Genomic DNA, 8,766 nt, shown 5'->3' with positions numbered 1-8,766 from the left:
GATCTAGTCGCCCGGCGCGGCGCTCGCCGGGCAGGTCGAGCAGCTGTCCCGGCAGGGCATCGTCAACACCTTCGGCGGCGGTGTGAACGAGATCCTCCGCGACATGGTCGCCACCCAAGGCCTCGGCCTGCGCCCGCTGCTCGGGCTGGACCTGCGCCTCGGCGAGGGCACCGGTGCGCTCCTGGCGTTGCCCCTGGTGGCCAGCGCCGGCCGGGCGCTGCGCGAGGTCGCCACCTTCGACTCCGCCGGCGTCACCGAGAAGGCCCGGTGAGCGAGCGTGCGAGCTTCCGCCTGAGCAGAGCGGCGCCGCCCACGGTGGCGACGAGCGCCGGCGAGGGGCGGCCGTGAGCGCGACACCCGTCGACCCGGCGAGCGGGGTCGTCTACCCGGTCGGCCTGCGGCTGCTCGACCGGCAGGTCGTCGTCGTCGGCGGCGGCCAGGTCGCCCACCGCCGGGTCGCCGGCCTGCTCGAGGCCCGCGCCCGCGTCACCGTGGTCAGCCCCGAGGTCACCCCGGCCCTGGAGGCCCTGGTCGGTCCGGGCGCGGTCACCTGGGTGCGCCGCCGCTACGAACCCGGCGACCTCGACGGCGCCTGGTACGCGGTGGCCGCCACCGACGACCCCGCGGTCAACGCCGCGGTCGCCGAGGAGGCCGAGCGGTCGAGGGTGTTCTGCGCCCGCGCCGACGACCGGTCACGGTCCAGCGTCTGGACCCCGGCCGTCGGCCGGCAGGGCGACCTGGTCGTCGGCGTGCACGGCGGCGGTGACCCGCAGCGCGCGGTCGGCGTCCGGGACGCCGTCCTCGCCGGGCTGGCCGACGGCAGCATCCGCGACCGCGCGGCGCGGGAGGTCCCCGGCAGGCGGCCGGGCTCGGTGGTCCTGGTCGGCGGCGGCCCCGGCGACCCAGGGCTGATCACCGTGCGGGGACAGTGGGCGGTCTCCCAGGCCGACGTCGTCGTCGCCGACCACCTCGCGCCGCAGTCGCTGCTGGCCTCGCTGCCGTCCGAGGTGGAGGTCATCGACGCCTCCAAACTGCCGCGCGGCCGGTACATGGCGCAGGAGCAGATCAACGCGCTGCTCGTCGAGCACGCCCGGGCCGGCCGCCGGGTGGTGCGGCTCAAGGGCGGCGATCCGTTCGTGTTCGGCCGCGGCATGGAGGAGCTGGAGGCCTGCGTCGCCGCCGGCGTCCCGGTCGAGGTCGTTCCCGGAGTGACCAGCGCGATCGGCGTCCCGGCGCTGGCCGGCATCCCGGTCACGCACCGCGGGCTGACCCACGAGTTCGTCGTCGTCTCCGGACACCTGCCGCCGGGGCATCCGCAGACCCTGGTCGACTGGGCGGCGCTCGGGCGGCTGCGCGGCACGATCGTCGTCCTCATGGGAGTCGACACCGCGCCGGCGATCGCCGCGGCGCTGGTGGAGCACGGCCGGGCCCCGGAGACGCCGGTGGCGGTCGTCGCCGACGGGTCGACGCCCACGCAACGCGCAGTGCACACCACGCTCGCCGGGCTGGCACAGACCCTGGTCGACGAGGGCATCCGCCCGCCCGCCGTCTGGGTGGTCGGCGAGGTCGTGCGCCTGACCGCGGAGGTCGGCCAGCCGCGCTGACGGGCACGGGCGCGGCCGGCGTTCCCGCGGGAACGCCCCACGGCGCCACGGTCAGGCCACGGCGACCAGCCGACCGGCGTCCCCGGCGTTCCCGGCGGCGAGGCGGCGTTCCGGGTCGCAGTTGCCCAGCAGGACGCCGACCACGTAGGCCAGATCCACCCGCTCGCCGTTGACGTGCATCGCGTCGGGCAGGTCCGGAGCCCGGTCGGGCAAGAGCAGCCGGGTGATCGACCCGGTGGGCGCCGTCCCGACCGACAGCCGGCCGGCGGTGAAGGACGCTGCTGTCGCCGGCAGCCCGGTCAGCGCACGGGCCACCCGGACGTGCTCGCGCGCCGCACCGGGCGACAGGCCGCACTGCCAGGCCAGCCAGTGGGCACACGAGCGGATGCCGACCGCGCTCCAGCCTCCGCGGCGGTCGAACTCCATCCGCGAAGGCGGCGCGGGCAGCCGGCACGGTCGCCCTCCTCGTCCGGAGTTGCGGTACGCCATCAGCACGACTTCCCGGCGACGACGACGCGGTCGCCCATTCGGTGACGGACCGGTCCGCCCCGGCCGCGCGGGCCCCAGCTGTCGGCGCCGTCCGGCGGCGGCCGGACCGGGCGCGGCGCGGCGGAGCCACTGCCGTCGGCCGGGAGCGGCGTCATGCCGACGGTGTAGGCGGTCATCGACAGCGAGCCGTGGGCGTATCCGTCGACCAGCACCTCGGCCGCCGTGCCCGTCGCGCCGGCCATCCCGGCCACGTACAGCAGCGGCAGGAAGTGGTCCGGCGTCGGGACGGCGAGGTCGAAGTCGGGATGCCCGTCGAGACGGGCCACCTCGGCCGGCTCGTCGAGCATCAGCTCGCGGACCCCGTCGTCGAACCGGCGGGCCCAGTCGAACCCAGCGTCGGGCATCGCGCGGCTCACCCCGGCCAGGTTGTGCACGACGTTGCCGCTTCCGATCACCAGCACGCCGTCCTCGCGCAGCGGTGCCAGCGCGGCGCCGAGCTGCAGGTGGTGGTCGGCCGGCTCGAGCGCGTTGACCGACAGCTGCACGACGGGGACGTCGGCGTCCGGGAAGGCGTGCCGCAACACCGACCAGGCGCCGTGGTCGATGCCCCAGCTGTCCACGTCGGCACCGACCCACGTCGGGTGGACGATGTCGGCGACCTCCTCGTACAGCTCCGGCAGCCCCGGCGCCTCGTACCGGACGTCGAACAGCGCGCGCGGAAAGCCGAAGAAGTCGTGGATGGTGCGCGGCTGCGGCATCGCCGTCACCGCGGTCGCATGCACGTACCAGTGCGCCGAGACGACGAGGATCGCCCGGGGCCGCGGGACCGCCTGGCCGAAGGCGCGCCAGGCCCGGGTGTAGCGGTTCTCCTCCAGGGCGTTCATCGGGTTGCCGTGACCGAGGAACGCGGCAGGCATGACGGTCATGCGGACCCCTCCCCTCGCGGTGACCCGCCGACGATCATCTCCCGCACCCGGAGGACGTGCGAGACCGGACCCGGTCCGCCGTGGTCACCTCGCGTTCGACGTGGGCGGCACCCGCCGCAGCGCCGGGGACAGCCGCCGCGCCCCCGGCCCCTCCGCCGCCGCGACGTCGCCGGGGTTGGACAACGCGCACCGGGTCAGCGACAGGCAGCCGCAGCCGATGCAGGACGACAGCCCGTCCCGCAGCTGCACCAATGCCCGGATCTGCTCGTCCAGCCGGTCCCGCCACTTCTCCGAGAGCCGGGCCCAGTCGCGGGCCGACGGCGTCCGTCCGTCGGGCAGCGTGGCCAGCGCCTCGCGGATCTCCGGCAGGGAGAGCCCGGCGTTCTGGGCGGCGCGGACGAACGCCAGTCGACGCAGCACGCTGCGCGGGAAGCGGCGGGCACCGCCGGCCGTGCGGGACGCCGTGACCAGGCCCTGCGCCTCGTAGTAGCGCAGCGCGGAGGGAGCCACCCCCGAGCGAGCGGCCACCTGCCCGATGGTCAGCAGCCCGTCCACGACGCCTCCCCTTGACCTCAAGTCCACTTGAGGTCAGGCGGTAGCGCCATGACACCTCCCACCGCACTCGTCACCGGCGCCTCCCGCGGCCTCGGCGCCGCCCTCGCCGAGGCGCTCGGCCGCCGGGGCTGGCGGCTCGTCGTCGACGGCCGCGACCCCGCCCGGCTGGCGGCCTCCGTCGCCGTCCTTCCCCGCCCTCCCCCGTCCCGACCTGGTCACCGCCGTCCCCGGGGACGTCGCCGACCCCGGCCACCGGGCCGCCTTCGCCGCCGCCGTCCCCGACCGGCTGGACCTGCTGGTGAACAACGCCGGCGACCTCGGCCCCACCCCGCTGCCCCGGCTCGCCGACCTGCCGGCCGCGGCCCTGGAGCGGGTGCTCGCCGTCAACACCGTCGCCCCGCTGGCCCTCTTCCAGGCGGTGCTGCCCGTGCTGGAGCGGGCCGGCGGCGTGGTGCTCGACGTCAGCAGCGACGCCGCCGTCGAGGCCTACGAGGGCTGGGGCGGCTACGGCGCGAGCAAGACGGCGCTGGACCGGCTGACCGCCGTCCTCGCCGTCGAGCACCCCGCGCTGCGGGTCTACGCCGTCGACCCGGGCGACATGGCCACCGACATGCACCGGGCCGCCGACCCCGACGCGACCGGCCTGCCGGCGCCGGAGTCCGCCGTCCCGGCCCTGCTGCGGCTGGTCGACGAGGATCTGCCCAGAGGTCGTTACCGGGCCGCGGAGCTGGCCGTTCCCGCGGAGGCCGGCCGGTGACCGCGCGGCTCATGGGAGCCGAGGCCGCTGCGCCGCCGGAGCACCGCGGCCTGGCCCTCGACGGCGTCCGGCTGATGGCGGTCCGGCCCGGCGAGATCGTGGAGACCACCTTCCGCGACCTGCCCGAGCTGCTCGAGCCCGGCGACCTCGTGGTGGTCAACACCTCGGCGACGCTGCCCGCGCGCCTCGACGTCCGGCGGGCGGACGGCACGCCGGCCCCCCTGCACGTGTCGACGTCGCTGGACGACGGCGACTGGGTGGTGGAGCTGCGGCGGCCGGACAACGACGGCCCCGACCGCGGCGGAGAGCCCGGAGCGGTGCTCGACCTGCCCGGCGGCGTCCGGCTCCGGCTGGTCGAGGGCTTCCCGGAACCGGCGCGGGCATCGCGGCTGTGGCGCGCCCGCCCCGACCCGTGGGTGCCCGCGGCCGACGCGCTGCGGCGGTACGGCACGCCGATCCGCTACGGCTACCTCAGCGCCCCCGTCCCGCTGACCGATGCGCAGAACGTCTACGCCACCGAGCCGGGCAGCGCGGAGAACGCCAGCGCCGGCCGGCCGTTCACCGACCGGCTCCTGGTGCCTCTCCTGTCCCGCGGCGTCCCCGTCGTCCCGGTGGTGTTGCACGCCGGCGTCTCCAGCCCCGAGCTGCACGAGCCGCCGGCGCCGGAGCGGTACCGGGTGCCCGAGGTCACCGCCCGGCTGGTCGACGCCACACGCCGGGCCGGGAGCCGGGTGGTCGCCGTCGGCACCACGGTCACCCGCGCGCTGGAGACCGCGACCGGGGAGGACGGCGCCACCTGCCCCGCCGCCGGCTGGACCGACCTCGTGCTCGGCCCCGACCGCCCCGCCCGGGCCGTCACCGGGCTGCTCACCGGGCTGCACGCGCCCGACGCCAGCCACCTGCTGCTGCTCGAGGCCGTGGCGGGACGGGACCTGGTGGACGAGGCCTACGCGCGGGCCGCGGCCGGGGAGTACCTGTGGCACGAGTTCGGCGACACGATGCTCTTCCTGCCCTACGGCTGTCAGGAGTGGTCCGCGTCGAGCGGTGCGGCCGCGGGCGGGGCGTGCGGTGTCGGCCGCCGGGGTTCGCGGTCGCCGGCGGTGCCGTCGGCGGCCGCGAACCCGACCACCACGCTGTCCCACCGGTGCACCACCGATCCCGCAGCCGGGGACTGGGAGGTGACCACGTACTCGCCGGGCCAGGTCAGCGCCCCGAGCGGCGGCCCGTCGGGATCGGGCTGCGCCAGCGCCACGCCCGCGTTCTGGGCGACCTGCTGTGCCCGTCGCATCTCCAGGCCGACGACGCCGGGGACCACGACCGGGTCGGCGGACCGGCTGCTCCTGTCCGCATCCATGCCGCAGCCTGGCCCGTGCCGCAGGTGCCGGTCCAGCCCGCACTCCGGCAGCGACGGGTGCGTCAGCGCATCCGGGCGGCGGTGTCCTCCAGCAGCAGTTCCCGCTCGACCTCCGGCCGGCGCGGGCAGGAGGTGCACAGCGGCTCGGACGGCAGCCGGTAGAGCAGGCAGCACGACACCCGACGGGTGAACCGCACCCCGGCGACGTGGACGTAGCGGGGCACCGGCAGCGGCGCCCCGACGGCGGCGGCCAGCGGCGCGGCCAGCCCGGTCACCCGCCGCTCGTCCCCCAGCGCCCGGCCGAGCGCCAGCAGCCGGTTGGCCAGCGAGTCGGCGGCGATCGCCCAGAGCGGCCGCGGTCGCATCCGGCCGGCCGCGGCCACGGCGTCCACCACGTCGTCGAGCGTCTCTCGCAGCTCGGCGGCCGGATCCCCGCCGGGCGCGGACGACGTCGCGGCGACCGGCGTCCCGCCGGCCAGCACCGCCAGCGAGGTGTCGGCCAGCCGCGCCGACAGCGGCAACCCGGTGGCCAGCCCGGCGAGCGCCGGAGTGAGCAGCACCGACGACGCCGAGTACCACCACACGGTGGCCAGCACCCGCCGGTCGCCACTGGCGTACCGCGCGGCGAGCCCGGCCAGCCGCTCCGAAGTCCAGTCCGGGTCGGCGAGCAGCGCGGCCGGGACGGCGGCCGCGGACGGGGGCGCCAGCAGGCCGAGCGCCGCGGCACCGGGCACCCGAGCGGCCACCGCCGCCTGCAACTCCGCCGTCACGGAGGCCAGTCTGGCCGCCTCCGACGGCCGGCCGCCGCCGGCCCCGCTGCGCAGACGTTGCACCGGGCAGACGCGGAGCCGCGGGGGCCATACGGTGTGGCGGAGAGCACGCTGCGTCGCGCCGGCGCCGGACGCGACCACGGAACAGGAATCAGGCGTCGACGACGCCGGGAGCAGGAGGAGGTCGCATGAGCGAGTCGACCGAGCTGGAGGGCCGCCGGTTCCCGGCGGCGGAGCAGCTCGCGGCGGAGGCCAACGTGGGTCCCGACGTCTACGAGCGGTCCGCGCAGGACCGACTGGGCTTCTGGGCCGAGCAGGCCGAGCGGCTGACCTGGGCACAGAAGTGGGACGAGGTCCTGGACTGGACCAACCCGCCGTTCGCCAAGTGGTTCGTCGGCGGCAGGCTCAACGTCGCCTACAACTGCGTCGACCGACACGTCGAGGCCGGCCACGGCGAGCAGGTCGCCTACCACTGGGAGGGCGAGCCCGGCGACACCCGGACGATCACCTACAAGGAGCTCCAGGACGAGGTCTGCAAGGCCGCCAACGCCCTGGTCGAGCTCGGCGTGCAGGCCGGCGACCGGGTCGCGATCTACATGCCGATGATCCCGGAGACGGTCATCGCGATGCTGGCCTGCGCACGCGTCGGTGCCGTCCACATGGTGGTGTTCGGCGGCTTCTCCGCCGACGCGCTGGCCAGCCGGATCACCGACGCCCAGGCAACGCTCGTCATCACCTCCGACGGCGGCTACCGCCGTGGGGCGCCCAGCGCGCTCAAGCCCGCCGTCGACGACGCGGTGAGCCGGACCGACAGCGTGCGCAACGTCCTGGTGGTCAAGCGCACCGAGCAGGACGTCGAGTGGACCGAGGGCCGCGACCTGTGGTGGCACGACGTCGTCGACCGCCAGTCGCCCGAGCACACGCCCGAGGCCTTCGACGCCGAGCACCCGCTCTACATCATGTACACCTCGGGGACGACGGCGAAGCCGAAGGGCATCCTGCACACCTCCGGCGGCTACCTCACCCAAGTGGCGTACACCCACTGGGCGACGTTCGACCTCAAGCCCGACACCGACGTCTACTGGACCGCAGCCGACGTCGGCTGGGTCACCGGCCACAGCTACATCGTCTACGGGCCGCTGGCCAACCGGGCCACCAGCGTCATCTACGAGGGGACGCCGGAGACGCCGCACCGCGGCCGCTGGTTCGAGCTCGTCCAGAAGTACGGCGTGACCATCCTCTACACCGCGCCCACGGTGATCCGCACCTTCATGAAGTGGGGCGAGGACATCCCGGCCGGTTTCGACCTCTCCAGTCTGCGCGTCCTCGGCTCGGTCGGTGAGCCGATCAACCCCGAGGCGTGGCTCTGGTACCACCGGAACATCGGGGGCGGCCGCTGCCCGATCATGGACACCTGGTGGCAGACCGAGACCGGCGCCCACATGATCACCCCGCTGCCCGGCGTGACCGACCTCAAGCCCGGTTCGGCGCAGACGCCGTTCCCCGGCATCAAGGCCAAGGTCGTCGACGACGAGGGCAACGAGCTCGGCGACGACACCACCGGACTGCTGGTGCTCACCGAGCCGTGGCCGGCGATGCTGCGCACCATCTGGGGCGACGACGACCGGTACGTCGACACCTACTGGTCGCGGTTCGGCAAGGACGTCTACTTCGCCGGCGACGGCGCCAAGAAGGACGCCGACGGCGACTTCTGGCTGCTGGGCCGGGTGGACGACGTCATGAACGTGTCGGGCCACCGGATCTCGACCACCGAGGTGGAGTCCTCCCTGGTCGCGCACCCGACGGTGGCCGAGGCGGCGGTCGTCGGCGCCAGCGACCCGACCACCGGGCAGGGCATCGTCGCCTTCGTCATCCTCCGCGGGAACGCCGAGCAACAGGGGGAAGGGGACTCCGGCGACGAGCTGATCCAGCAGCTGCGCAACCACGTGGCCAAGGACATCGGCCCGATCGCCAAGCCGCGCCAGATCATGGTCGTGCAGGAGCTGCCCAAGACCCGCTCCGGCAAGATCATGCGCCGGCTGCTGCGGGACGTCGCGGAGAACCGCGAGCTCGGCGACGTCACCACGCTCACCGACTCCTCGGTGATGAACCTGATTAAGGACAAGCTGCCGGCCAGCTCGTCGGAGGACTGAGCGCATCGTCGGCCTACCGGCCGACACCGCGGCCAGCTGCCGTCCCCGACGACGCGGAGCCCACCCGACCGCTCGTCGGGGACCCTCCGGGCCCCACTCCTCCCGACCACCCCCCGCCAGCTGCCGTCCCCGACGACGCGGAGCCCACCCGACCGCTC

General features: G+C 75.4%; 8 protein-coding genes and 1 pseudogene. 5 read left to right on the top strand and 4 right to left on the bottom strand.

Annotation, left to right across the window (positions count from 1 at the left end; translation table 11 throughout):
* The first annotated feature begins 103 nt into the window (after positions 1-103).
* Positions 104-271 (top strand): nicotinate-nucleotide--dimethylbenzimidazole phosphoribosyltransferase, encoded by a 168-nt coding sequence (locus tag E4P41_RS22840; RefSeq protein ID WP_245177520.1) that lies wholly within the window; start codon positions 104-106, stop codon positions 269-271.
* Between the two features lie 73 nt (positions 272-344).
* A complete protein-coding gene (gene cobA, locus E4P41_RS20145; RefSeq protein ID WP_135143004.1) occupies positions 345-1,604 on the top strand; it encodes a uroporphyrinogen-III C-methyltransferase in 1,260 nt (419 codons plus the stop codon).
* A gap of 51 nt (positions 1,605-1,655) precedes the next feature.
* Here cobA and E4P41_RS22835 read toward each other — a convergent pair whose 3' ends face one another.
* The 3 genes from E4P41_RS22835 to soxR form a co-directional block, all read right to left on the bottom strand.
* A complete protein-coding gene (locus E4P41_RS22835; RefSeq protein WP_209307824.1) occupies positions 1,656-2,030 on the bottom strand; it encodes a DUF222 domain-containing protein in 375 nt (124 codons plus the stop codon).
* 62 nt (positions 2,031-2,092) lie between these two features.
* Positions 2,093-3,019: a 4,5-DOPA dioxygenase extradiol gene (ygiD, locus tag E4P41_RS20135; protein ID WP_209307823.1), complete on the bottom strand. Its 927-nt coding sequence runs from the start codon at positions 3,017-3,019 to the stop codon at positions 2,093-2,095.
* A gap of 84 nt (positions 3,020-3,103) precedes the next feature.
* Positions 3,104-3,574: a redox-sensitive transcriptional activator SoxR gene (gene soxR / locus E4P41_RS20130; protein WP_135143003.1), complete on the bottom strand. Its 471-nt coding sequence runs from the start codon at positions 3,572-3,574 to the stop codon at positions 3,104-3,106.
* A gap of 211 nt (positions 3,575-3,785) precedes the next feature.
* Between soxR and E4P41_RS20125 the strand changes: the two genes are divergently transcribed.
* Together E4P41_RS20125 and E4P41_RS20120 are read left to right on the top strand one after the other, a co-directional pair.
* Entirely contained in the window at positions 3,786-4,331 is a 546-nt protein-coding gene (locus E4P41_RS20125) for an SDR family NAD(P)-dependent oxidoreductase (RefSeq protein WP_245177522.1), read from the top strand.
* 11 nt (positions 4,332-4,342) lie between these two features.
* Positions 4,343-5,323, top strand: a pseudogene (locus E4P41_RS20120) (S-adenosylmethionine:tRNA ribosyltransferase-isomerase); the annotation flags it as partial.
* Positions 5,324-5,747: 424 nt separating this feature from the next.
* On the opposite strand, the gene E4P41_RS20110 reads toward E4P41_RS20120, so the two are convergent.
* Entirely contained in the window at positions 5,748-6,455 is a 708-nt protein-coding gene (locus tag E4P41_RS20110; RefSeq protein ID WP_135143002.1) for a (2Fe-2S)-binding protein, read from the bottom strand.
* Positions 6,456-6,643: 188 nt separating this feature from the next.
* Here E4P41_RS20110 and acs point away from each other — a divergent pair, with 188 nt between their 5' ends.
* On the top strand, positions 6,644-8,608 hold the full coding sequence (acs, locus tag E4P41_RS20105; RefSeq protein ID WP_135143001.1) for an acetate--CoA ligase: 1,965 nt from the start codon (positions 6,644-6,646) through the stop codon (positions 8,606-8,608).
* Positions 8,609-8,766: the final 158 nt, after the last annotated feature.

Source organism: Geodermatophilus sp. DF01-2, from assembly GCF_004571065.1.
Classification (GTDB): domain Bacteria; phylum Actinomycetota; class Actinomycetes; order Mycobacteriales; family Geodermatophilaceae; genus Geodermatophilus.
The sequence above is the reverse complement of the archived record's forward strand: the minus strand, read 5'-3'. Positions and strand labels throughout refer to the sequence as shown.

Coding starts and splice junctions, on each gene's coding strand:
- E4P41_RS22840 (WP_245177520.1), top strand. CDS start 104: ATGGTCGCCACCCAAGGCCTCGGCCTGCGCCCGCTGCTCGGGCTGGAC.
- E4P41_RS22835 (WP_209307824.1), bottom strand. CDS start 2,030: ATGGAGTTCGACCGCCGCGGAGGCTGGAGCGCGGTCGGCATCCGCTCG.
- ygiD (WP_209307823.1), bottom strand. CDS start 3,019: ATGACCGTCATGCCTGCCGCGTTCCTCGGTCACGGCAACCCGATGAAC.
- acs (WP_135143001.1), top strand. CDS start 6,644: ATGAGCGAGTCGACCGAGCTGGAGGGCCGCCGGTTCCCGGCGGCGGAG.